We start from the raw sequence: 25,082 nt of genomic DNA, 5'->3' as shown, positions 1-25,082 counted from the left end.
CCATAAGACAATAAGAAAGTCTAAGAAGAATTGAGAGACTACCCTGAACCTATAAGCAAGGTTGAGTGATCTTCAAGGAAGAAAATCAAAATACAAGTTAATCCCGATAGCGAGTCGAACTCTTACCATCCATGCGATTTCTGCGTCAGACTCAGTCAGGCAAATGACACTTGATAATTTTTTACTGACCATCAAGCATAAGCATAGAGGATATAAACCGATGCAAGCAATCCATCCAATATTATCTTCAGGGCAGCAGGGCGCTGACGTCGCCAACCTCCATATGGCCCTCGAGAGGCTCGAATTCCTCGGTCCGGTCACGGAGGATGAACGCGCCGAGCAGCGGTACGGAGATGGAACCTTCGAAGCTGTAGATCGGCTGCAATGCCAGTTCGGTATCAGCACCCGGCAGTTCGGTGTTGTGGATGAACAAACCGCCGACCTCATCAACCACCGACTCTTCGAGATGGGGGTGTTCCGCCTCGTGGAGGGCCGGGTTGCTGATCGGGATGGCAGCGCAGTTGCAGGCAATCTGCTTTTCGCCTTCGACAGAGACAATATCGGCGGTGCTTATCTCGGCAAGGCGAACACCAACGCAGACGGCGCTTACCGCATCTTTTACGATCCATCGCTCTATGTCCGCCCAGGCGAAGGCGTGCTGAAGGTTAAAGACGTCATCGATCTGGTCGTCCAGGTTTACGACGCCGCCGGCGCAACCCTGGCCGAATCGCAGCCGCTGCACGATCCCGGGCAACGGGTTCGGATCGATTTGCGGTTGGGTGATCAGCCGGCAGGCGAAGTTTTCACAGTCGACGGTACGGTGATCAGCCGGTCACGGGTCGGTGTGAGCGGACTGCGGGTCGTAATCGTGGATAAGAATGTCGGGGAGGATGTGCATCTTAAAGAAACAGTGACCGACGAGCGAGGTGATTATCAGGTGACGTTCCCCATCACCGGCCTGAAGGACCGCTGCAAGCAGCGACCCGATTTGCAGGCGCGGGTGTTCTCCGGGGCAACGTTTCTCGGTGCTTCGGAAGTTCGCTATAACGCCTCGAATCGCGAGACGCTGAGCATTCTCCTGACGACGGAAGCGGATTCCGCGCTCCCCTCGGAGCACGAAACCCTGGTCGACGCGCTCACTTCTCACTGCCGCCGTAGCCTGGGAGACCTTCAGGAAACGGACGACCGGCCGGACATTACGTATCTCGCGAACAAGACCGGCTGGGACGCGCGCGCAGTGGCGCTCGCCGCTCTTGCAGACCAGTTCAGCGATAGGACCATGGATGAGAGTGGCCACCCCACGATCGAACCGGCCTTCTTCTACGCGCTCTTCCGCGCTGGATTGCCGGCTAACGAGGATGCGCTCTACCAAGCAGATGCCGGCACCGCGGAGGCCGTTTGGAAGCAGGCCATCGCGCAGGGCGTGATCCCCGCCTCGCTGGAGGGCAGCATCCCCCAGGTGCGCGATCATTTCCAGAGCCTCGCTGTGCAGCGCGCCCTGGATACCCCGGCGCCGGCCGGCGTATCCTCCCTGAAGGATATGCTGTCGGTCTCGCTGGGCGATGACCTGGAGCGGCAACAGCAATTCGCTGACCTCTACACCCAACACCGCACCGAACCGGACAAACTCTGGCCGGCAGTGCGCGACAAGCTTGGGAAGGCGGCGGAGAAGCGGTTGCGGCTCGACGGACAGCTCTCTTATCTGACGTTCAACAATGCGCCGCTGATCCGGAAGCTGCATGAAACTGCCGGTCGAGGTGGATTGACACAGCCATTAGACTTGGTGGATCATGGCTTCCACCATGCCGATAAGTGGAAGGAGATAATCGGCAATGGGGCGCTTCCCCCGGAAATAAGCGGCAAGGATGATGCGGAGAAACGCGCAAACTATGCCGAACTGATGGCAGCGCAAGTGCGGCTGAGCTTCCCCACGGCCGTCGTTGCGGAAACAATCAAGGGAATCGAGACACCTGCTGCTGACTTCAGCATTGCCGGCAGATTCTTGCGCGAGCATCACAGCAGGTTCGAGATCGGAATGCAACCGGTCGAACAGTATATTTCCCGGAACAACCTTCAGGTGGCAGAGGAAGTCACTCAAACAGTCAAGCAAGTACAACGGGTGCATCAAATTACACCTTCCGACAGCGCGATGACGGGATTGCTGAAGAAGGGCATCGATTCTGCGTATGCGGTGACCCTTTACGACCGGGATGAGTTCATCCGGACTTTCAAGGATGAGGTGGGAGGTGAGGAGAATGCCTTACTGACTTATGCCAAGGCGCAGCAAGTACACAATGCCGTTCTGAACATCGCGACATCGTACCTGATCGCCAGGACTGCGCCCCCAATTGGCGTACACAGCCCCCCGCAAATTATCGACCAGGCCCCCAAGGTTCCCGCAAACGCCGGTGATGTTATCGCTTATCCAGCCCTGGAAAGTCTTTTCGGCGAAATGGATTACTGCGCCTGCGAACACTGCCGGTCGATTCTCAGCCCGGCGGCTTACTTTGTAAATCTCCTTCAATTCATCGATCCAGATCCGGGAGCATGGAAAACTACTCTGGCTAAGTGGAAGTCCGAGCATGGCGGCGCCCCTTATCCGTTCCCGGACATGACCGCGTGGAACAAAGCCGGGAATCCGACAAATACCGAAATCACGCCTTTGCAAATCCTTATGTCGCGCCGTCCGGATATCGAGCATTTACCATTGACATGCGAGAACACGAACACGCCGTTGCCGTATATCGATCTGGTGAACGAGATATTGGAGTACTTCGTCTTTAACAAGCTCTCGCTTGAAAAATACGAAGGGCACAGCACCGACGGCGACGCCGCACCCGAAGAATTGCTGGCGAGTCCCCAGTTTGGCGACACCGAGGCCGGCGTGGAGGCATATGAAATCCTCGCAGCGGCGTACTTTCCGCCGCCGCTGCCGTTCCACCAGCCGCTGGAAAACCTGCGCCGCTATTTCGACAGATTCGATGCCTCCCTGCCCGAGGTCATGGAGGCCCTGCGAAAGAATGACAGGTTGGAACGGGCGAACGTGAACGAGTACGGTTGGCGCGACATCCTGATGGAAGAACTTCGGCTATCGCGGACAGAACACAAGATCCTGACGAACTATGATCTCGAACCCCCCATCAATGCCAAACTTACGCTTCACGAGCTCTATGGTTATGCTCCAGCAGCCTCGGAAGCCGAGGTACTGGCGGATCTGTCCAATGCGAAGGCTTTCACACGGCGGGCAGGCATCACCTATGAAGACATCATAGAGATCCTCAAGACCCGCTTTATCAACCCCAACTCCACGTTGATTCCCAAGCTGGAGCGGCTGAACGTTACGTTTGCCGCCCTGAAAACGTTGAAGGAAAGTCCGCTGACAGGCCAGGCGTGGTTGGACTTGCTCCCCAAACCTTTGCCGGATGCCGCGCAATATGGAGGCAATATCGAGGCGTGGGTCAGGAACGATGCGAACTATGCCAACGTCATGAGCCTCATCACCCTTGCAAACCCTTCTGGTGCAGAGGACATTTGCAGCTTCGATAAACTAGCGTTTCGCTATTCCGATCCCGACAAGCTTGATAAGCCAATTCGGGCTTTCGAGTTTTATCGGCTGATCCGCTTCGTTCGCCTATGGAAGAAACTCGGCTGGACGATCGAGCAGACCGATAAAGCAATCACCGCGCTCTACCCGGTAGACCAGACGCCAAACAATGCCGATGATACCGTGAACCTGCAACGGCTCGATGCCGGATTCCTGATACTGCTGCCGCGCCTCGGAGTCATCAAGCGTGTGCTGGACACCCTCAAGCTGAAGCCCCAAAAAGACCTGTTGCCCCTGCTGGCCTGCTTCGCGCCGATAGATACGCACGGGGCTGCGTCCCTTTACAGGCAGATGTTCCTGAGCCCGACCCTGCTGAAGCAAGATCCAGCCTTCGCCGACAACGGCTATGGCAACTTTCTCACCGACAACGCGCAGAAGCTCATGGCCCATGCGGAGGCTTTGCGTGCCGCGTTCCAGCTCACAGAGGAGGAATTCACACGGATCAATGCCGTCCTCGGTAACGATGCGAACACCTCTCTCGGATACACACCTACCGACGAGGAGATCACACAGTTGCTTGGACATGCGCCCAATGGCACGGAGAGGGACACGCTTACGCAGTATTTGCGGACACAAAACATCACTGCGATCTTTCGCCGGGGCCGGCTGGCGCGAAATCTCAAGCTCAGTGTCCGCGAGTTCCTGCTGCTGACGCAATTTAGCGGACTTGATCCATTCGCAGCGCCGGATGCGCCAAATCCACCCATCCTGCGCCTCATCGAATTGGTGGGCCGTCTTCGCGCCGCGTCGTTGAAGCCCGTACAGGCCCTGTATCTCATCTGGAACCAGGACATCAGTGGAAAGTCCGCACCGGACGACAGCGAGGTCCTGGGGTTCGCTCGTGCCCTGCGCGCTGACTTCGCCGCAATCGAAGGCGAGTTTGCCGTTGTAGACGACCCGGACGGGCAGATTGCCCGTGCCCGCATGGCACTCGTGTATGACAACGCGACCACCGACCTGTTCTTTGGCCTGCTGAACAACACGTTGAGCACCGATGTGCCCTACAGCCACGGCAAGCCTGCGCTCGAACAGTCTATCCTCGACGTCGCGCCTGGGCGCATCGCCTACGATGACTTCCGCAAGCAGCTCACCTTCGCCGGCATCATGACGACAGACATGCGCGACGCGCTGAAGGTGGGGGTGCCTCTGGCCTTCGAGCAGGCGGTGGACAAGCTCTACAACGCGAACCAGCAGATCATAGAGTCATTCTTTGCGCGTTACCCGGAACTCCAGCCTCTGCAGGAGGCCTTCAGCTTCTTTCGTGAGCTGAAAAGCAGTGTCAACTACACCCATGGTCAGACGACGCTGGAACAGCCGATTATCAATATCGCTCCAGGACGCATCGCCTATGATAGTACACGCCGGGAGCTTTCGTTCAAGGGTGTCCTGACCGCAACCACACGGGACAGGCTCAAAGCTGTTGCCGGAGCGACGAATCTGTTTCAGATGGCTGTTAATGACCTTTTCAGTGCTAACCAAGGCAGCGTGCAGGCATTCTTTGCCCGGCATGGGCAATTTATGAAGGCGCAACAAGACGCCTATGTAACGGCCAACGATATTCTGGAACAGCAACGTTCAGTCCTGCTCGACGCCTTCTTGCCTGAACTGAAGCGGCGCCGCAAGCGTCAGCAGGCATTGCAGAACATCAGCACGGCGACCCGGACGGATGTGGGTTTTGCCGGTGCATTGCTTGACAACAGGATCGAGGACAAGCCGGAGATTAAATACCTTTTCCATTCGGCGGATAGTGCGACTAAGCCTGCTTTGATGGATCTGATCGCGATCGAGACAGCGGGCCTTTCCGCGCAGTTTTTCTATCGCGATACAGCGACCGGCAAGGTGGACCACCCCAGGGATGCCGAGGCGATTCTGGACTATTCCTCCGCTGCGAACGATAAGGCAAAGTTTCCGGCCAATGGCGCCAATCCTATATCAGGGATCTGGAGCGGATACCTGGAGACACCGGAAAACGGCTTCTACAACTTCCATATAGAAACCGATGCAGATGCGATGGTGTCCTTGAGCCTCGAAGGCAGGATTATTGAGCTGCAGGAGAGCGGCAACGTACGCATCAATAAAGAAGCCGTCGAACTACGCTCCGGAACGCTTTATCCGATCATGCTCAAGGTGGAGAATGTGAAGGACACGCTCGCAGTGGGCTGGGAAACCAAAGGACGCGGCAGGGAGATCATCCCGGCGCGCTATCTCTATTCGGAGACACTGATCACCTGCCTGCGTGTCACCTATGTTCGTTTTTTGAAGGCTGTATCACTGGCCGATGCACTCAACCTGACCGCGAGCGAACTGGTGCACTTCGCCTCGCACGCCGATTACGCCATCGACAATCAGGGCTGGTTGAATAGCTTGCCGGTCCTTGAAAACCCGAACGAGGATACATCCACTGCGCTGTTTAAGGACTTTATGGCGCTGCTTGATTTTTCCCGTATCAAGAGCGAGCTTTCGCCTGATGACGAACGTCTTCTTAATGTTCTCAGAAACCCGGATGCGGTAATAGCAAGCCTTGCCGCTGCGACCGCCAAACCGGAGCTCCTGCTGCTATCCCTCACGCGCTGGGAGACAAATTCGCTCGACGCATTACTGGTTCACTTTGGAAAAGTGAAAGACGGCAAGGCGGACCGTAGTGCATTAAAACAGTTGGACACCTTTAGCAGGATATATACCGCCTATTGGGTTGTGAAGAAGTCAGGCATCCCGGCCTCCGCGTTGATCAAAGCTGCCAACAACGAGCCGGGCGCCACCACAGTAGGCGATTTACAAGCCGCGCTGCGCGCCCGCTATGAGAAGAGCGATTGGCTCAATGTGCTGAAACCCATCAATGATGAATTGCGCGGGCTGCAACGCGACGCCCTGGTTACCTACATCCTGCACCAGATGCGCGCCGCCCCTGATTCGTCCCATATCGATACGCCCGACAAGCTCTTCGAATATTTTCTGATGGACGTGCAGATGGCGCCATGCATGCAGACTTCACGCATCCGCCATGCTTTGTCTTCGATCCAGCTCTTTATTGAGCGTTGTCTGATGAATCTCGAACCACGGGTGGCGGCGTCTTCGATCCAAGCGAAGCAGTGGGAGTGGATGAAGCGCTATCGGGTCTGGGAAGCGAACCGCAAGGTCTTCCTCTGGCCTGAAAACTGGCTGGAGCCCGAGTTGCGCGACAACCAGTCGCCGTTCTTCAAGGAGACGATGAGTGAGCTGCTGCAAGGCGACATCACAGAGGACCGCGCCGCCGTCGCCCTGCTGAACTACCTGTCCAAACTCGAAGAGGTGGCGAAACTGGAGCCGTGCGGCATCCACTACGTCGAGAACGATCCTTCCAAACGAGAGGATGATGTCGCCCATATAGTGGCGCGCACCGCAGGCGCCAACCGAAAGTACTTCTACCGCCGCCTCGAACCCTCCGGCTGGACACCATGGGAGCAGATCAAGCTCGATATCGAGGACAACCCGGTGATACCGGTCGTCTGGAAAGGCCGGCTGTTTCTGTTCTGGGTCAGGATCCTGAAGGAGGCGAATATGGATCCCGGTACCTCAGAAGATAAAATTTATTCTACCGTGATGGACAAACCGTTATCAGACATTGCCGCTGCTATATACAGGGAGAAATCACAGTCGACTGACGACGCTACGCCGTTGGCCGAGCAGACGACCAGCCAGGCCAGGAAGTCTGCCGCCCAGGCAGCCGGGGAAAATACCAAGGTTGTCGTAAAGGCGGTGCTGTGTTGGAGCGAGTATTACAACGGCAAGTGGCAGCCGACCAAGACATCGGACGTCAATCGACCGGCCACGCTGGGTTTATTCGAGATATCCGCTTTTGATCGCTCGATGCTGGTGCTATCGGTTTCGGAAGAGTCTGACGCGTTGCGTATATCCATCTGGAACCAGGGACAATCGTCGTTTGTGCTTTACAACACACACAGTCTGCCGGTACCCCAGTGGATTGCACGTCCGACCATGCCTTCCAAACCAGTCGGCATGAACACTGTGAAAGATACCTTGGTCGTTTCATATTTCATTCAATGGCCTCCCGCGCCCGGCGTTCCTCCTCGCGAGCGTCAGGTGCTGAAGAATCTGCTTCATGATCACACCATCCAACCCCGCCACATGCTTCAGGACGTATGGAATGCGCCCTTCTTTTACGAAGACAGTCGCCACGTGTTCTATGTCACCACAACAGCAGAGCCGGTGACGATTTATACGCCCAACGGGTACTTCCCCATAACAATCCCGCCGAAACAGGATCTGGTCATCCCTCCGCTGGTGTTTGAGCCGAGAGTTCCGATCATTCCGGATCTGCTGGGTCCAATCGCCACCGGGAAGCATCCGGGGGTACTGGATACCACCCCGATCAAACGCTTTGTCAGCGAGGATGCCTATATCACGAAAGCCCTCAGCACGAGGGGGACGGTGCTTTTTGGCAATACCGAGATTGGCGCCACCGGCAACCGTGGCACTTTCCAACGACGATAGATCAGGGAGGCAGAGATATGATCATCTCAAAAATACGCGAATTCCACAAGGCCAAGGACATGATTTGGTTGGAATTGTTCACGGAGCGCCAGGATACCCGATTCACCTACACCTTCGAAAACTTCTTCCATCCGTTCGTCGGGGAACTGATCGAGAAGCTCAACAAGGAATCATTGTCTGGAATGCTCGATCCCAATTTCCATCAAGAGTTGGCGGACAAATTCGGCGAATTCTTTAAATCATACTACACGCCGCTGAATGAGCCGCCGAATGACCAGTTGGTGCAGTTTACGGACTTTCCGTTAAAGGAAATCGATGTGAGCGTCACCGGTCCTTACGCGAACTACAACTGGGAACTGTTGTTCCATATACCCCTCACGATTGCGGTGCATCTGAGCAAGAATCAGCGTTTCGCCGAGGCGCAGCGCTGGTTCCATTTCATCTTCGATCCCACTTGCAATGACACCTCAACGCCGCCGCTGCAGCGCTACTGGAAGTTTCTCGCCTTCCGCAAGCCAACAAATTGCCGCATGCAGATTGACCAACTGCTGGCGCTGCTCAGCAAACCCGACAACGAGTGTAACGACGAGGAGCGAAAGTGCAAGAGCGAGATTGAGAGCGGTTATGAGGCCATCATGAGCGACCCGTTCCAACCGCACAAGGTGGCGCGAACGCGGCAGGTGGCTTATCAATACTGCGTCGTCATGAAGTATCTGGATAACCTCATCGCGTGGGGCGACCATCTCTTCCGGCAGGATACGATGGAATCCATCAACGAGGCCACCCTGCGCTACGTGCTGGCCGCGAACATCCTCGGCGCGCGCCCGCAGCAGATACCGCAAAGCGGGAAGGTGCCCCCGATGACGTTCGCGAAGCTCAAATCGGGAGGTCGTCTGGACACGCTGGGAAACAAGTTAGTGGATCTGGAGGGCAAGTTCCCGCTCAATCATGGCCTGCCGCGGATGCAGGGAAAAGATCCGGACGCCGCCGCGCCGCTCTTCGGCATCGGGCGCGCGCTTTATTTCTGCATCCCACGCAACGACAAGCTGCTCGGCTACTGGGACACGGTGGCGGACCGGCTGTTCAAGATCCGCAACTGCATAAATATCGAGGGCGTGGTACGGCAGCTTGCGCTCTTCGACCCGCCTCTCGATCCGGGCATGCTGGTCAAGGCCGCGGCGGCCGGCATCGATATCGGCTCGATCGTCAGTGGACTGAACCGGCCGGTCAGCCCGGTGCGCTGTCTATTCCTGATCCAGAAGGCGCTCGAGCTTTGCAATGAAGTGCGCGGCCTGGGCTCCGCGCTGCTGTCGGCAATCGAGAAAGGCGACGGCGAGCGGTTGGCGCTGCTGCGGCAAAGCCACGAGATCAAGATCCAGCAGATGCAGCAAGAGGTGCGATTCTTACAGTGGAAACAGGCGCAGGAGGCGACTACTTCATTGCTCACGAGCCGGAAGACGGCTTTGGAACGACTCCACTTTTACCAGCGGCTACTCGGCCTCCCGGCAGATCAGAACGCTCCGGACACCCTCGTGCTGGACCGCTCGACCAAGCCCGACGATCCGCCGAAACTGACCGAGGCGAACTTCGATGAAGCCTATGCAGCGCTGGTGGGCCAGTACGACAAGTCTGTTGCAACTCAAGCGTTTCCCCAACTAAGTCTTACGGATCAAGGCAGAGCCCGGCTGCATCTGACGATCAATGAAGATGACGAGTTTGAACATTTGAAGAGAGCTCGAGATTCGGCCTTGCTTGCTTCTACTTTTAACGCGATCGCCGCGGGGCTCGTATCATCTCCAATCCCGGAGAAGACAGACGTCGACCTGCATTTTTGGGGTATTGGAGGTAAAGTTAGTATACCCGTAGGAAAAGCGCTTGTCGCCGCATCCAAGATTCCAGGTGACATCGCTGGCCTCATCGCAGCCTGGGAGCGTGAACAGGCCGGCATGGCATCCAAAACCGCGGCCTATGAACGCCGTGCTGACGAATGGCTGCTGCAACACAACCTCGCCGCACACGAACTGATGCAGATCGGGCGGCAGATTCTTACCTCGCTCATCGCCGAACAGATCACTCACCAGGAGTATCTGAACGTCAGGAAGCAAATCGAAAATTCCGAGGAAATCGATCGGTTTCTACACGAAAAGTTTACCAATGAGGAACTCTACAGTTGGATGCAGGGCGAGCTTTCCCGTCTTTACTACCAGTACTACCGCTTCGCTTTCGACACGGCGCGCACGGCTGAACAGACTATGAAACTGGAACTGATGCGCCCCGAGGTCGACGCCACCGACCACATCAAGTTCAACTACTGGGACGGCGGGCGCAAGGGGCTGCTCTCCGGCGAGGCGCTATACCTGGATATCAAGCGGATGGAGATGGCCTACCACGAGAACAACAAGCGCGAGTACGAGCTGACCAAGCACTTATCGTTGCGTCAGCTCGATCCACTGGCATTGCCGGCTCTGAAAGTCACCGGAACCTGCGAGGTGACCGTGCCCGAATGGTTGTTCGATCTCGACAATCCGGGTCACTACATGCGTCGTATCAAGAACGTGAGCCTGTCTATCCCTTCGGTCACGGGACCCTATACGAGCGTCAGTTGCACCTTGTCATTGCTCAGGAGTTCGTTACGCAAGTCACCGGTGCTGAAAGACGACGAGTACGCTCGCCAGGGCAGCGAAGACGATCGTTTTGTGGATTATTTCGGCACCGTCCAGTCGATCGTCACCAGCAGCGGCAACAACGACAGCGGCCTGTTCGAGGCCAATCTGCGCGACGAGAGATTCCTGCCTTTCGAGGGCGCCGGCGCCGTAAGTGCCTGGAAATTGGAATTACCAAAAGACTTCCGTCAATTCGACTACGACACGATCTCGGACGTCATCCTCCACATCCGGTACACAGCCCGACAGGGCGGCGCGCAAATACGGGACAAGGCAGTAGAGCACATCAGGAAAATCATGAGTGAAGCCGACTCTTCCCGACTCGCACTCCTGTTTAGTCTGAAGCATGATTTTCCCATCGAGTGGCATCATTTTGTTACCGGATCGGAGAACTTTAAAACAGAGGTGAAGCGGGACTGCTTCCCCTACTTTACCCGAGATAATGACATCACTATTGATGCGGTTCTTTTGTGCGCAATAAAGGGCGGGAAGCTTGAACCGCACACCCCCGCCGATCTCAATTTTGGAGACCTCACGGAGGCGTTGAATGACAAGGACAAGAAAGCGTTCGGACTCTCGCTCGCCCCTGATGGCGCGGTCCTCGTGCGAAAAAAAGAGGCGAATGTTTTCGTTGCGATCAAATACTCCGTTGGGTCAGCGTAATGGACTGAAGGCGCCGGGGTGTGATAGAAGCAGTTTCGTGCCCATGGGGTCGGGCCAAACAACCTGCCTGATATTTAAATAAAAAATGGTCGAAACTCACCGTATTTGATGCTTAAACCGTCATTTTCAAGGGTGAAATTGAAGGGGTTAATGGCGAATCATGAATGGGTGAGGATGTTCCCGGCATTGACGATTCACCGCTCCTTAAACGTACCATATTGCCCCCCAAAATGACCTTTTAAGGCGATATTCCGGACTGCTTTGAGGCGTTATTTACGGGATAACAATGATCTGGCTTGGCCCGACCCCATCGTTGCCAAAAAAATCTCTTTACAAAAGGAATCAAGTGATTTATTGAGATATTAAACAATAAAATCAAGTCATACCCACCTTCACCAGACGGCAAAGATCGATGCCTATCCCCAGCTTTTCCCGGCTGGATAGTTTTTGCCTGAAAACATACCCCTTCTCTGCTTGAAAAGGTATGGCGAAACCATGCACATCAAAGCGATACCTCTTAAATTTCCCAAATAGAGCCTCCTATGGGTCATTCGGTCCAGCAGGAGGCTTTTCTATTTCTTTCCATGATAACGCCAAACCCCAATGCCGTTGAATTAGCATAACGGCTTGTACACCGGGTAAAATTTCTTTTTGTTGATCTTGTGGTTGCGGAGGCAACTTCTCCCGGGTCTGTATGCTTCGATGCGCCGGCAGATGGTCTTCTGTCGGAAATGATTTTCGTTACCGCTTCAGAGGATCTGATAAACAGGAGCGCCAATGCATGTTTCATGGTTGAGGTGGAAATCGTTCCAGGTTTCAATCAGATCGGTTGAAACGCCAATCAACTCTTTCAGGAGGAACCTAATGAAACATTTACGAATTTCAGTTATGATAATTTTGGCTCTATCTTTAACAAATTTATGTTTCGCAGTGGCTATGGCAGCTCAGCCGCAGGTAGTTGCTGGATATCAACATACCGTCGGGTTGAAACCCGACGGTTCCGTTGTTGCAGTGGGGTCTAACTATTACGGTGAACCGGAGGTATCCGAATGGACGGACATTATACAGATAGCTGCTGGATCTCTTCATACCGTCGGGCTAAAATCCGATGGTTCCGTTGTTGCAGTAGGGTCTAACGTTTCCGGTCAACTGGAGGTATCCGAATGGACGGACATTATACAGGTAGCTGCTGGATCTTCACATACCGTCGGGCTGAAACCCGACGGTTCCGCTGTTGCAGTGGGAGATAACGATTACGGTCAACTGGAGGTATCCGAATGGACGGACATTATACAGGTAGCTGCTGGATCTTCACATACCGTCGGGTTGAAATCCGACGGTTCCGCTGTTGCAGTAGGGTCTAACTATTACGGTGAACCGGAGGTATCCGAATGGACAGACATTATACAGGTAGCTGCTGGATCTTCACATACCGTCGGGCTGAAATCCGATGGTTCCGTTATTGCAGTGGGAGATAACCTTTCCGGTCAACTGGAGGTATCCGAATGGACGGACATTATACAGGTAGCTGCTGGATATCAAAATACCGTCGGGCTGAAATCTGACGGATCCGTTGTTGCAGTGGGACTCAACGATTACGGTCAACTGGAGATATCCGAATGGACGGACATTTTACAGGTAGCTGCTGGATTTTCACATACCGTCGGGCTGAAATCCGACGGTTCCGTTGTTGCAGTGGGGGATAACCTTTCCGGTCAACTGGAGGTATCCAGATGGACGGACATTTTACAGGTAGCTGCTGGAAGTTTTCATACCCTCGGTCTGAAACCCGACGGTTCCGTTGTTGCAGTGGGGTATAATGGTGACGGTCAACTGGAGGTATCCGAATGGACGGACACTATACAGGTAGCTGCTGGATCTTCACATACCGTCGGGTTGAAATCCGACGGTTCCGTTGTTGCAGTGGGAGATAACGATTACGGTCAACTGGAGGTATCCGAATGGACGGACATTATACAGGTAGCTGCTGGATCTTCACATACCGTCGGGTTGAAATCCGACGGTTCCGCTGTTGCAGTAGGGTCTAACTATTACGGTGAACCGGAGGTATCCAAATGGACGGACATTATACAGATAGCTGCTGGATCTTTTCATACCGTCGGGTTGAAATCCGACGGTTCCGTTGTTGCAGTAGGGTTTAACGATTACGGTCAACTCGAGGTATCCGAATGGACGGACATTTTACAGGTAGCTGCTGGAAGTTTTCATACCCTCGGTCTGAAACCCGACGGTTCCGTTGTTGCAGTGGGGTCTAACTATTACGGTGAACCGGAGGTATCCGAATGGACGGACATTATACAGATAGCTGCTGCACATTATCATACCGTCGGGCTGAAATCCGACGGTTCCGTTGTTGCAGTGGGACTTAACGATTACGGTCAACTCGAGGTATCCGAATGGACGGACATTATACAGGTAGCTGCTGGAGGTTATTATACCGTCGGGCTCAAATCCGACGGTTCCGTTGTTGCAGCGGGGGATAACGGTTTAGGTCAATGCAGCTTATACGACTGGAATCTTGGCGGCGTTCTTCTACCGGAAATCGGGATCTCTTTGGATTCCTATAGGTTCGGTGAGGTCCATTGGGGGAAGACGAGTTCTACAGTGATTGCGATTTCCAATACTGGAAACGACACCCTCAATATCTCGGATGTCTTCTTGAACGATGAATACGGTGTGTTCTCTATTGATTCTGATATATCCCTACCGATTGACCTTGAACCCGATCAATCAATAGATGTAGTAATTAACTTCAAACCTGAAGCGCTTCAATCATACATCGGTTCCCTTATCATCGATAGCAATGACGCCGATGAAGCCTCGATCCAGGTCCCGCTGAGTGGGACAGGTGTGTTGTGTCGCTTCGGCGAGCGTCCGTGGAGCAAAAAAATTTCAAGGCATGGCCGGGTGCCCTGCTCGTTCCCTGGTGTGGGTTTCGGGAGTCAGGATTGTGAAGCAATGTTGGGCTTCAGAGGGAGGTCGGCCGCATGGTGGCGGCATAATTCCCGGACAGCCATTGATCTGGGTTTACGGCTGTTTCAGCGGCGTGTTCCTGCAGGGCCGTGCGATACGCGATGGAATTGACACTGTTCACGGGGTCGGGCCAAACAGCCTGCCTGATATTTAAAGAAAAAAATGGCCGAAAATCACCGTATTTGATGCTTAAACCGTCATTTTCAAGGGTGAAATTGAAGGGGGTGATGGCGAATCATGAATGGGTGCGGATGTTCCCGGCATTGACGATTCGCCGCTTCTTAACTGTACCATATTGCTCCCCAAAATGACCTTTTAAGGCGATATTCCGGACTGCTTTGAGGCGTTATTTACGAGATAACAATGATTTGGCTTGATTTGGCTTGACCCGACCCCATCGACGAAAGAAAAGGAAAAATCTATGTATAAGCTCTTTATTGCCATTTTATTTTTCTTCAGCTTGACAGGATTATCGATTGCTGAAGACACGAGCAGTTGGCATCCTGTTTACGAAGAGTCTAATGTACAAATCTACATGGATACTCAAAGCGCGAAATGCAAATCTGAAAGAGAAGCAAGGGTAAGGTTCAAACGGGTGTGGAGCACGTTAACATCATTGCCGAGCACGCCAGATTGGAAATTTAAAAGTTTCATTGTCTGGACGGAATATGACTGCGAAGAAGGGAAGATAATGACTGCGCCAGGATCCAAATTCTTTGACGAAGATGGAAAACAGCTGACGGACATTGTGCAGGTCCCCTCTTCTGGATGGAAAGTTGTTAAACCTGGAAGCATAGGCTATGCCTGGGCTGATGAAAATCAGTTTAGAAAAACGGTAGTATTTTGATCCCATTTTTGTTCCGTCTTTCTGGCTATTGACATGATCTCCTTCCTTTTCGATTGAACAGATTGACCGATATTCTTTTTATACCATTCGAACACTTTTTTCGTTGGAACTGTTTCAAGCGCCTTTTGGATGACATCATGACTTGTTTTTGAGACAACCGCTGCAAGGCTGAGTAGCATTGCAGTGAAACCGCTTTTTACTTGATCCTGTTCCAAATTTTTCAATTTGCCAAAAACCGATTCGATGATTTCGCTGCTTCCAAGCAGCCTCTCGCCCGGCTTTGCCTTCAGCGATTGTTCCTCTATGAAAGTGAGCAGTTCCTCACCGACTCTCTTTGCCCTGTCTGTATGCGGGCTAAAGATCGGATCCTCTTTTAAATCGATATGGCTGTCGTGATATATCCCGACAAACTTTATGTAGCCTTCCACCGTCTTGACAACCTCAATGAGATCCTGCCATTCTGTAAGATGATCACGATATTCGTTCAGCCACCCGAGCTTATCATCAGCCTGCCGAGGAGGGAATCGGTCGTCAGGCTCGGATTTCAGCATGTCCAGATAGCAAAGCTTCTCCTGCCCCCATTTCACAAGTTTATCCACATTCATATACCGCGCCTTGCTTCTCTGATTTGGCGGCGCCAAAGCGGATAGACAGGTCTGCTGAACTTTCTTGCCGGTTTGCGCTGCCAATTGAATAAACTCCGACCAATGCGGGTCATTTTTTAGTTCGCGCTTCAGTATGGCGGCACCTTTATGTTTGATATCATATATGTAGCATGTCTGTTCATGATCCCGGCAGAATCTTTCAATCCCCGATTTTATGTCGGTTCCATGATCACCGATTATTTCTCTGGGTGGACCGGTTTTCTCGATAGTTTGAGTAAGTTGCCGGTAAACAATTTCGCCATTGGAATGGGTTACCGGTAGCAAGGCAATTGGTTCGGCATCTTCATATGATAAATACAGCTCGTTCTCCGGTAACTTGCTTTGACGGACACCTAAAATAACCAAGCACTTCTCACTACCCGACTGGACTGTATGGTCGACAATCCAGATCCAATCATCGGCCCACTCCTGTTCACGATGGAGCTTATAGTACCCGAGACGAAGCAACCACAGGCGACCGCTGTACCACGATGGAACGGGCTGCCCCAGCTCTAAAAAAGATAACATGGAGCCGATAACGCGACTTGCTCCTCTCAGACTCGTACAGCCGGATAATACAAATGAAATAAATAGGGTGATATGAGCAACTGAATATTTATGAAACGCAACTCTCTGATTGAATTTTGCCTCAATCGCGTTATCCGTCATCGTTTTTTTTTTGCCGATATTCTTGCAGCTCCTCTTCCAGCTTTTTCACCCTTTTATTTAGCTCAGCTTTTCTCTTCTCCAGATACCGGAGCTTGTTCTGGAGCATCTTGACCTTGTATTTTGCTTCCTGACATTTGGACTTCCAGCTATCTCGACTGTTTTCAAAGAATTTAGCCAGCTTCCTTATAGGACTCTTGTAGCCACTATCATCAGGCTTTCCTTTCCCATCAAGCATGGATTGCACCTCCTAAAAATGAAGTCTAACATTATATCCATACTTTATATGAGAAAAAAAGTTCCGCTTTTTCTTCTTTAATGCTTTACAAGCACTATAAAATTTGAGAATTTCTCGGAATATTTCCAGAATGAAAATTATGGGCCATTCAATAGTGAATTTTCATCACCCCAGGCTTGTACCAAAAGGTAGCGACGCAGAAGATGTTGCATCGATTGTTCATGTGATTGATCTGATATTGGAAAGAAAAAGGAAGTTTTTCCCTGATATTCATAAGGTTATTATAGAGCACAAGTTAACCATAGACGGTGACAATATCAATCTGGATGTGATGTCAGCACCTGTGAAACCACAATGATACCGAATGGCTTTTGAGGCTATCGCTAAGCCGGTCTTCATTCCCCTGCTCCCCGCCATTGACCGTTGGTAGTCCCAACGTGTGACCGCCGAAATGGTGCCACATGGATATCATTGACAGCCAGGAGAAATACGAAAGGGATGACATAGGCAGAGGTAGCTGGGTAGAGAGGAAGGTCTGTTGGCACACCGCTTTTTTCAGGTGAAATGGAAATGGTACACTACTGTTTCTTCATTTGAGATGTGAATGGTACACTATCAATAGATACTATACATATCTCACAATATTCTTCCTCACCTGTTCACAACGGGACAAAGTCCCCGCAATGGTAGATTGAAACGACAGGTACAGAAAGTGTTTTCGAAACGAAATACACAATATCCTTTTATTTCATGGTGTTATTCCAAGCAAAAACAGATCGCCGTAGTGGGCACACCGTTTCATGCCGTATCTCCTGCTAAGATCCGAATAGTGTAACGCCTACATACCAATTTCGTGACGGAATAATGTAACGCTTTTCATACCCCGCCCCAAAATACCCCGCCCATAATATTTATCGACTTACCCCGCTACCCCGCCGCCACATACCCCGCCGTTTTCAAAAGATGTTTTCAATCCATGAAATTCGGATTGTAATTTCATGCCCAAATATTCGTCCATGGAGAAATTACAATGCCGAACAGTCGCCCCCGAAAGCGCCCCTGCAGTATTTGCCGCAAATGGTTTTTGCCGGATGTGCGCCAAAAAGGCCGGCAGGTGACCTGCAGCCCTGAGTGCCGAAAGGAAAGGCATCGCAGAAAATGCGCGGAATGGAATCGTAGACATTGTGCCAACAGCAAAAGCGATTATTTGAGTAAGAAGCTTGAACAAACTGCCAGTCCTCCAGAGCCTGATCAGGGTGGATATTTGTCCGGCAGCCGAATCAACCTTCAGCTTCCCCGTGATATTTTACAAGATGAACTCGGCGAAAGAAATCTGATCATTATCGATTATTTGATCGAGCAGATTCTGGCACGAGTGCGCCTCGATTCAGGTTTGCCGCCCGCCAAAAACGGTTGTCGAACGTTCGATCGACGCGGCGATCCTGAAAGTGTTCCGGAGGTGTTTTTAAGACGCATAAGGAATATAACAGCCTGTAATAAACCTAAATAGCGACAAAGTAATCCATTCGGATTTTCAAGACGCATTAGGCACATAACCCACTGTAGATAATAATGATACTGACAAAATAATCGAATCCGGTATTTAAGACGCAATCGACTTGGAGCGGGTCGTTGGCCTATCGTTGGACCGTCGGAAAAAGAGCCCGGCAAACGGAATTTTTTTCAACGTACAGGATGGAGGTGAATGATGAGGCGACGATTTTCAGCCCGGGAGTTGTTTGAATTACGAAACGGCATCCCCGTAGACGATCTGATTCAAGACCACCTGCGGATGGCGGCTAAAAGGCGGGAGGGCCAGCTTCGGTTTCTCTGCCCTGTTTGCAACGAATTCAATACGGCAACCCGGCAGGCAACCAATCTGGCGAGGTGTTTCCGGTGCGAGCGGAACTTCAATACCATCGACCTGGTGATGATCGTCAATGGAAGCGATTTTGTCGAGAGCGTTCGTTATCTGAAGCGACTGCTGAAAGAGATCCCGCGCCATGAGGATAGAAGCGGCGCATTGAAGCAGATGCTGCAGCAGATCGGCACCCCTTGAGTATGCAAAAGGAGAAGATGACAGCCGATCGGTTGAGTGAACTGGAGGCCATTATTGATCGTAACCGGCGCAGTTTCTATGTCATCGGCAAAGCGCTGTACGAGATTCGAGAAAACCGCCTGTACCGGCTTCTTGGTTTCAAGACCTTTGAGGCATATGTCAAGGATCGCTGGTCCATGGGAAAATCCCACGCCCACCGTTTCATCGAGGCCTATCGTGTCATTGAGAATCTTTCCCCAATCGGGGACATTTTGCCCGAAAACGAATCCCAGGTCCGGCCGTTGGTACCGCTGACACCGCTTGAACAGCGCAACATCTGGCGCCAATTTTTAGCATCCGGAATGGCGCTCACGGCCAAAAATATCTGCAGGCTCGTTTCCGATGCCGGCAGAACCGCAGATCCCGCCAACCGGACGTCCATTATCAGCGATGATTACCGCCAGGCGGTCATGGCGATGCTGGAGCAGGTCAGGCTGGCGCAAAATGACCAGTGGCAAAGCACCTCGAGGCAGGCCGCTTTACTCTGGAACCGGGTGATCCGGGACAAGATTCTATACAAAATATCCAAAAGCGAGAAGCCGTAATATGGATCGGTTACCCCTGGATGATCAGTTTTTAATCCTGCTGCACAAAAAGATCATGAACAAACGCGGGTCCGCCAGACGCCGGGCCAAAAAATACTACATGGACCAATACCGGAAGACCGGCATCATCCCCGAACCGCTTTTACTGGCAGGCAAGGGGATTATGGAGGGGCGCAGATGCAGCGGGCGAAGACGTTCCATCGATGAGCGGATGAAACACCGGTTTATCGAAATGGTCAAAGCCTCGAGCGACCCTTCAAGCCAGGGGTTTATTTTTATCACCCAAAAGGCCCGAACGATCAAAAATTACCATCGGTGGCTTGAAGAGGAATTTGGCCGGCCCATCTCGCTTTCGGCACTGAGGCGGCTGGTCAAGGCAGAAGGCCTCCAGCGGTATCTGGATCAACCGGATTTTGGTGAAGAAAAACCGCCAAAACACTGCTTCAAATCTGAATCCGTATTCGATCTGATACAGGTTGACGGAAGTGCTTTTCGATATCTCAAGGTACGGGATCAGAACGGCATGTGGCGAAAACCCCAGGTGATCGAATTTTACGATACCCGGTCACGCTACCTGTTTGTTTTGGATATCTATTTTTCCGAAACAAGCCTGAATGCGGTCGATCTATTTGAGCAATTTCTGTTGAGCACCCCGTTTCCCCGAAAGAAAATCCGTCTCCGCCCGGACAATGCCGGTGGATTTTTAAATTTGAAGCGCGTGATCACTGCACTGAATACAGAATACTCTCAGCCTGACGGTTTCTATCTGGAACCGGATTTTGCAAGAGCCCGGACGCCCCGGGACAAGGCCCATCTGGAATCCTCCCATCGCAGCCTTCACAATTTCGAAATCCGGATCATCAAAGCCTTTGCGGACCGCATCGTAAAAACCGAGCCGGGGTATCTCTTCAGCAACCGGAAAAAAGAGAAAATCACGGTGACCTTTCTGGATATCGGCCTTCATGAACTCCGCCAAAAACGCATCATCGAGGCCTACCGGGAAGAGCACAACACGACGCGGCACTATTTTGCCCATGACGGAAAGACGGCATCCTGGGTTCCGGCCCAGAACATGGCGTCATTTTTGGACAAGGCCTCCACGCTTTCTTTTGCGCCGTCGCACGTCAAGGCGGTCATGAAATACGGGTTCAAGAAGATCAAGGTCACCGTATCGAAAAAAGGGACCATCACGTTAAACAATCAGAAATACTACGTGGCTGTGGGCTCCGAACATTTTAGCCGGCATAAGGGCACACCGGTATATGTCTCGGATCTGAAAGACAAACTTTTCATCTTTGAATACAAATCCGACGGCATGCTGATCGGCGAAGCCCTTCGGCAGAAGCCCTATGAAAAACCGCCGAAGTCATCGGAATTGACATTTGAAGCCAACGAGGTCGAGCAGATAGCCGCCTTTCTGGAGCAGCAGAACATGGTGGTGGAAAGAGCCGCACTGATCGAAAAACACCGCAAGGGACTGACGCTTGCCGTAGCTGAAGAGATTTTTAACCATAACAAAACCCGGTATGACGGCTATGCCGGAAAGCTGATGCAATCCCCGAAAAAAATCGGAACGGCCCTGTTCAACGCTTTTATGCTGGACTGTGAACGCCATCAGCGAAGGAATCATGTGGCGCCGTACGCCTCTTTATGGGACAGACAACATGAAACGAAAAGAGACGTTCATCAATGACAAACGCCGCGTTTCCTATCTGGCGGCGATCTACAATCGAATCTACCGCGGACAGAGCGTGCTCATCGAAGGCGATTATGGCGTCGGCAAGAGTCGATTTTTAAACCTGATCCAGCCTCAGAAACTCCGGGGGGTCCGGGTGGAGACGCTTTTCAATATCCACGAACTGCTGGCATCCATCCTTCAGGAATTGAATTATGACGTGAAAGCCACCTACCGGAGGACACCGCGTCATTTGAAACAGATCTGCAGCCTGTCCGGATTTTTTATTGTCATGGACGAGAGCAATGATCTGGATCGCCGGGCATGGCCCTATCTGAAACGCATTATCGATGCCGGGGTTCCCATCGTATTTGCCGGACTGCCCAAGGTCAGAACATATCTGTCGAGCGAACATCCGGATATCCTGAGCCGACTTAAAACGCTCGTTCTCTACCCGATCGTCGTGGAAGATTTTATTCTGGAGTACAAAGATTTTGAACCCGAAGCAATCGAGCAAATCTATGTCCATACCCGCGGGGACATGCGCAAATTCAAGGAGGTCTGCACCGATTGCCGGGACAAGGCAAAAGAACTGAATCACAGCCTTATCGACCTCAACCTTGCGCTTGAGTTCCTATCCGATCTGCCCCTCATTTAACATCCCAAAGCCCCGGCGGGAGTCGTATCAGGACTCCCGTCATCACCATCCTATCGGCACCTCTTCCTGAATCACCTTTGCGTCCAGTGGGCGTCTGTCATTTGTGAAACGTGATTCGCTATGCGGCTTTTGTTTCTGTAATTCTTTGAGAATATAGGGGAAAAAACAATAGCGTTACACTATTTTGTCAAGCGGGAGAAAATCCTTTTTCCTTCTATTTTGCTGATTTTAAATTAGATTCTTACTGAAAAAGGTTGGGTGGGGTGTTTGTAAAACGTTACAGTATTCGAATCTTATCATCTCCTGCGAAGGCTCGGTAATAAAGGTATTAGCGCGATTTGTCTGTTGATGGTGAACGGTGAAATGGTGGGCGATAAGGAGTGATGTTCACACATGCGCCGATGTTATTGTGTTTTTGGTTGGTGCGGGGAAAAATGTGGGAGCTATTTGATGTCAGGATGCTTCGTGTCTTCCGCATGAATAACAGAGATGCGTTGCGATGTAGGAAGGGGAGCCATCGCTGGCTCTCCCTATCCCGATGACCTCATAGGTCACGTTCCAGGTGTGTCTCAAATAAAAATGTTGCCAAGGTAGATGCAGCTCCAACAGCAAGTTTTGCATGTCTTGGACCAAGCCCTCTCGACTGCCCATCCTTGCCATGACCCGTTCCGTATAGGTTCCGGAGTTCTGACAGCCCCTGAGCTACGGTGCCGAGATTGTTAAGAAGGCGACGGATTATGTCCGCCCCCTTTGCAGCATACGGCACGCTCTCCGGGACTAAACCAAGAGCCTTCCGCGTGTTCTTGATCAGTTTGCTCAGATCCTCGTTCTCGGCGAACGCGATCTTTCGTTCGAGAAGGATGGTCTTGCAAGTCGTTTCCAACAGTTCTTTGGCTGTCCCGATCGCCAGACCAGGATCGCGCTCGATGGCATTCTGCATGCGGTCGACCTGCCGATGCAGCTCGGGCAAGTCGAATGCCGATACCGTATCGGCAACACCTTGCAGGGCTTGATTGCGCCCAACGGGAAGAAGGCGACCGTCACTGTATCGGTAGCCATCCCGCTCGACCCATTTTCGCAGGCTCGCAAAAGTGCTTTGCGCCCATTCGTTGTTGTCAGGGAATGAGTTTTCGTCTCTGCCCTCCAGTTTACTGAGGACATTCTCGAATACTTTCAGGACTTTTTTAACATCTGTCCATTTTTTCCAGTTAACCGTGTGGAAGTATTGCTCGACGAGGGTCCTTCGCTGTCCCGAGACCTGCGGGATATAATCAAGATCACAATGCACGTCTGTAGCATCAAACTCCATCTGTATCTCACGGAGCGTCTTCGAGACGAAGTACTCACGAAACTCATTCCGTGTCTTCTTGCTGATCAAATCCTGCGACATGGTAAAATCTCAACGAACAACGGCAGGCTTCACGGGGATAAACATTATTTGCCATAATCCCGCAACAGCTTTGTTTGTAAACATTTTTCTGCCTTTATTCAGGAAGCTATAAAGAAATGGTTTTATAGATTCAATACAAATCCGATCTATCTCATAGCCGCCATAGGCTTATAAAAGGTAAGCGATCAGAGGGTACTTGAAAATTATCAGGAAATCCAGGCCATGTCTGGATTCAGCTCTTTGAAGAAACACTGCACGGCATCGACGAGTACAGGAAAAAGTTTCCTGGACCTGAGTCTGCAGGTATGGCGAAGTGTCAGAATGCGCTCTACCCAGCGCTGCCCTTTTATACTCTCAGTCTCCTGGCTTCGCTTTCGCCGGATGACGGCATAGCGCAGCATTCTTTCGGCATGGTTATTGGTGGGATCAACGCCCTCCTCGTCAAGGACGACAAACAAGGATTCAATCTCCTTGTCAAGGCGGCGCGCCATTCGTCCGGCATCGTTTTTTTCATCACGATAAAGCCCGATCAACCGGCAGCGCCTTGCATAAAAGGCGTTTCATTCTCCCTGGGCAGGCGGCTTTTTCGCCATCTTGCACAATCGTTGAAGTTCACTCGTGCACCAGACCCCAAATTTGGCAATGCCGGGGTCCCTTCTTTCTCTCAATCCTTTGGCCCTGCGGATCAGATGTGCCAGGCAGGTCTGTCGCCCGGCGGCCCATTTCTGATAAACGCCATAGTCGTCGCTGATCAGGATGCCGTTCCATTTTTCAATCAGCGCCTCGAAGGCCTCTTTTGAGCGGTTTGGATGGATTTTAAAGAAGGCTTCATCATCGTTGGCCATGACCCAGAGCCACTCGGATACTATAGCTATGCTTGAGTTTTCTGCGGTCAGGGCAATTCAAAAAAATCACTTCAAACGAAGAATCCTTATCAAAGCATATTTTTCAGTATGTTCAATATATTATCGCCAATTCTTTCCTTTGGATCGTAAAAGATTTATTTCCCATGGAATTCAAAGCGGATTATCGGTTTTTCCACTCGGTGGACGTCTTATTAAGAAATGCTTTGATGCCGTTCTGGGCATCCTCTGATGTGTTGTTCATAACGATAGTATGCTTAGCATAGTGCAATGCCTGAACATCGGTCATATCTGCTTGAGCATAAAGCCCCTGCTTACCGATAGCTAAGGCAAAACTGCTGGCCTGAGATATTTCCTCTGCCAATTTCATTGCTTCACCATCCAATTCTTCCAAGGGTACCACCCGGTTGATTAAACCCAGTTCCTTTGCTTCGGTTGCAGAGAATTCACGACCCGTCAACAGCATTTCCATGGACGCTTTTCTGCCGATGGCGCGAGTAATTGCCACCATAGGAGTTGTACAGAACAAGCCTATCTTTACCCCTGGAGTTGAAAAACTGGCATTGTCCGCAGCTACGATCAGGTCACACCAGGCAGCCAATTGACATCCTGCGGCAGTTGCAATTCCCTGAACCTCACAGATGACCGGCTGGGGGATATCATGGAGCATCATCATCATCCGAGTACACTGATCAAAGATAAGTTTATATTCTTTGGTTCCCCGATCAACCAGTTGAGATAGATCATGACCCGCGCAGAAATGTTTCCCGTTGGCTTTCAAAACCAAAACCTTAACAGAATCGTCAATGGCAATTTTTTCCAGAACGTAGCTCATTTCCTGAATTTTCTGGAGAGAAAGAACATTAATGTTTTTAGGGGTGTTCAACGTCAAAATGCCGATTGCATTTGTCTGAGAGAAGGTAATTTCTTTGTAATCCATTTAGCATACTCCTCTATCTTGAATTATGATCGAGAACAGATCAAGGGCTCTATGGCTATTCAGATGATAAAAGGTCCAAAGGGAAGGGGCTTTTCCAATAATA

General features: G+C 51.7%; 15 protein-coding genes and 1 pseudogene. 10 read left to right on the top strand and 6 right to left on the bottom strand.

Going from position 1 to position 25,082, the window contains the following annotated elements; translation table 11 throughout:
- The first annotated feature begins 220 nt into the window (after window positions 1–220).
- The 4 genes from dmul_RS02330 to dmul_RS02315 all read left to right on the top strand — a co-directional run bounded on the left by dmul_RS02330 (window position 221) and on the right by dmul_RS02315 (window position 15,262).
- Window positions 221–8,095 carry a neuraminidase-like domain-containing protein gene (locus dmul_RS02330; RefSeq protein WP_020878800.1) on the top strand — a complete coding sequence of 2,625 codons (7,875 nt, stop codon included), beginning with the start codon at window positions 221–223 and terminating at the stop codon, window positions 8,093–8,095.
- 17 nt (window positions 8,096–8,112) lie between these two features.
- The gene (locus dmul_RS02325; RefSeq protein WP_020878801.1) at window positions 8,113–11,421 is read left to right on the top strand and encodes a Tc toxin subunit A-related protein; all 3,309 of its coding nucleotides are present in this window, start codon (window positions 8,113–8,115) and stop codon (window positions 11,419–11,421) included.
- 864 nt (window positions 11,422–12,285) lie between these two features.
- Window positions 12,286–14,526 carry an Ig-like domain-containing protein gene (locus dmul_RS02320; protein WP_070962234.1) on the top strand — a complete coding sequence of 747 codons (2,241 nt, stop codon included), beginning with the start codon at window positions 12,286–12,288 and terminating at the stop codon, window positions 14,524–14,526.
- Window positions 14,527–14,836: 310 nt separating this feature from the next.
- Complete coding sequence (locus dmul_RS02315) at window positions 14,837–15,262, top strand: surface-adhesin E family protein (protein WP_070962232.1); 426 nt, start codon at window positions 14,837–14,839, stop codon at window positions 15,260–15,262.
- Here the strand turns inward: dmul_RS02315 and dmul_RS02310 are convergent.
- Complete coding sequence (locus tag dmul_RS02310) at window positions 15,235–16,575, bottom strand: hypothetical protein (protein WP_070962205.1); 1,341 nt, start codon at window positions 16,573–16,575, stop codon at window positions 15,235–15,237. The genes dmul_RS02315 and dmul_RS02310 overlap by 28 nt on opposite strands.
- Window positions 16,565–16,810, bottom strand: a complete 246-nt coding sequence (locus tag dmul_RS02305; RefSeq protein WP_020875244.1) for a Striatin — start codon at window positions 16,808–16,810, stop codon at window positions 16,565–16,567. The genes dmul_RS02310 and dmul_RS02305 overlap by 11 nt, the downstream gene beginning before the upstream one ends.
- Window positions 16,811–16,940: 130 nt before the next feature.
- Between dmul_RS02305 and dmul_RS02300 the strand changes: the two genes are divergently transcribed.
- On the top strand, window positions 16,941–17,168 hold the full coding sequence (locus dmul_RS02300; protein WP_153302743.1) for a hypothetical protein: 228 nt from the start codon (window positions 16,941–16,943) through the stop codon (window positions 17,166–17,168).
- A 561-nt stretch (window positions 17,169–17,729) separates the two neighbouring features.
- On the opposite strand, the gene dmul_RS20555 is transcribed toward dmul_RS02300, so the two are convergent.
- Complete coding sequence (locus dmul_RS20555; RefSeq protein ID WP_144016643.1) at window positions 17,730–18,038, bottom strand: hypothetical protein; 309 nt, start codon at window positions 18,036–18,038, stop codon at window positions 17,730–17,732.
- Between dmul_RS20555 and dmul_RS20550 the strand changes: the two genes are divergently transcribed.
- From dmul_RS20550 to dmul_RS02280, 5 genes are all read left to right on the top strand, one after another.
- Window positions 18,018–18,320: a hypothetical protein gene (locus tag dmul_RS20550; RefSeq protein ID WP_179947866.1), complete on the top strand. Its 303-nt coding sequence runs from the start codon at window positions 18,018–18,020 to the stop codon at window positions 18,318–18,320. The two genes, dmul_RS20555 and dmul_RS20550, sit on opposite strands and share 21 nt — an antisense overlap.
- 195 nt (window positions 18,321–18,515) lie before the next feature.
- A complete protein-coding gene (locus dmul_RS02295; RefSeq protein WP_234979239.1) occupies window positions 18,516–18,869 on the top strand; it encodes a CHC2 zinc finger domain-containing protein in 354 nt (117 codons plus the stop codon).
- A gap of 17 nt (window positions 18,870–18,886) precedes the next feature.
- Entirely contained in the window at window positions 18,887–19,453 is a 567-nt protein-coding gene (locus dmul_RS02290; protein WP_020875349.1) for a hypothetical protein, read from the top strand.
- Between the two features lies 1 nt (window position 19,454).
- Complete coding sequence (locus dmul_RS02285; protein ID WP_070962228.1) at window positions 19,455–21,146, top strand: hypothetical protein; 1,692 nt, start codon at window positions 19,455–19,457, stop codon at window positions 21,144–21,146.
- Entirely contained in the window at window positions 21,118–21,786 is a 669-nt protein-coding gene (locus dmul_RS02280) for a P-loop NTPase family protein (RefSeq protein WP_070962226.1), read from the top strand. Before dmul_RS02285 ends, dmul_RS02280 begins: the two co-directional genes overlap by 29 nt.
- 544 nt (window positions 21,787–22,330) lie before the next feature.
- On the opposite strand, the gene dmul_RS02275 is transcribed toward dmul_RS02280, so the two are convergent.
- The 3 genes and pseudogenes from dmul_RS02275 to dmul_RS02265 all read right to left on the bottom strand — a co-directional run bounded on the left by dmul_RS02275 (window position 22,331) and on the right by dmul_RS02265 (window position 24,979).
- Window positions 22,331–23,176, bottom strand: coding sequence for an abortive infection family protein (locus dmul_RS02275; RefSeq protein WP_020877591.1), 846 nt, complete (start codon window positions 23,174–23,176; stop codon window positions 22,331–22,333).
- 206 nt (window positions 23,177–23,382) lie between these two features.
- A pseudogene (locus dmul_RS21320) lies at window positions 23,383–24,036 on the bottom strand (IS66 family transposase); the annotation flags it as partial.
- Window positions 24,037–24,202: 166 nt separating this feature from the next.
- Window positions 24,203–24,979 carry an enoyl-CoA hydratase-related protein gene (locus dmul_RS02265; RefSeq protein WP_020877594.1) on the bottom strand — a complete coding sequence of 259 codons (777 nt, stop codon included), beginning with the start codon at window positions 24,977–24,979 and terminating at the stop codon, window positions 24,203–24,205.
- Between the last annotated feature and the right edge of the window lie 103 nt (window positions 24,980–25,082).

The organism is Desulfococcus multivorans (assembly GCF_001854245.1).
Classification (GTDB): Bacteria; Desulfobacterota; Desulfobacteria; order Desulfobacterales; family Desulfococcaceae; genus Desulfococcus; species Desulfococcus multivorans.
The sequence above is the reverse complement of the archived record's forward strand: the minus strand, read 5'-3'. Positions and strand labels throughout refer to the sequence as shown.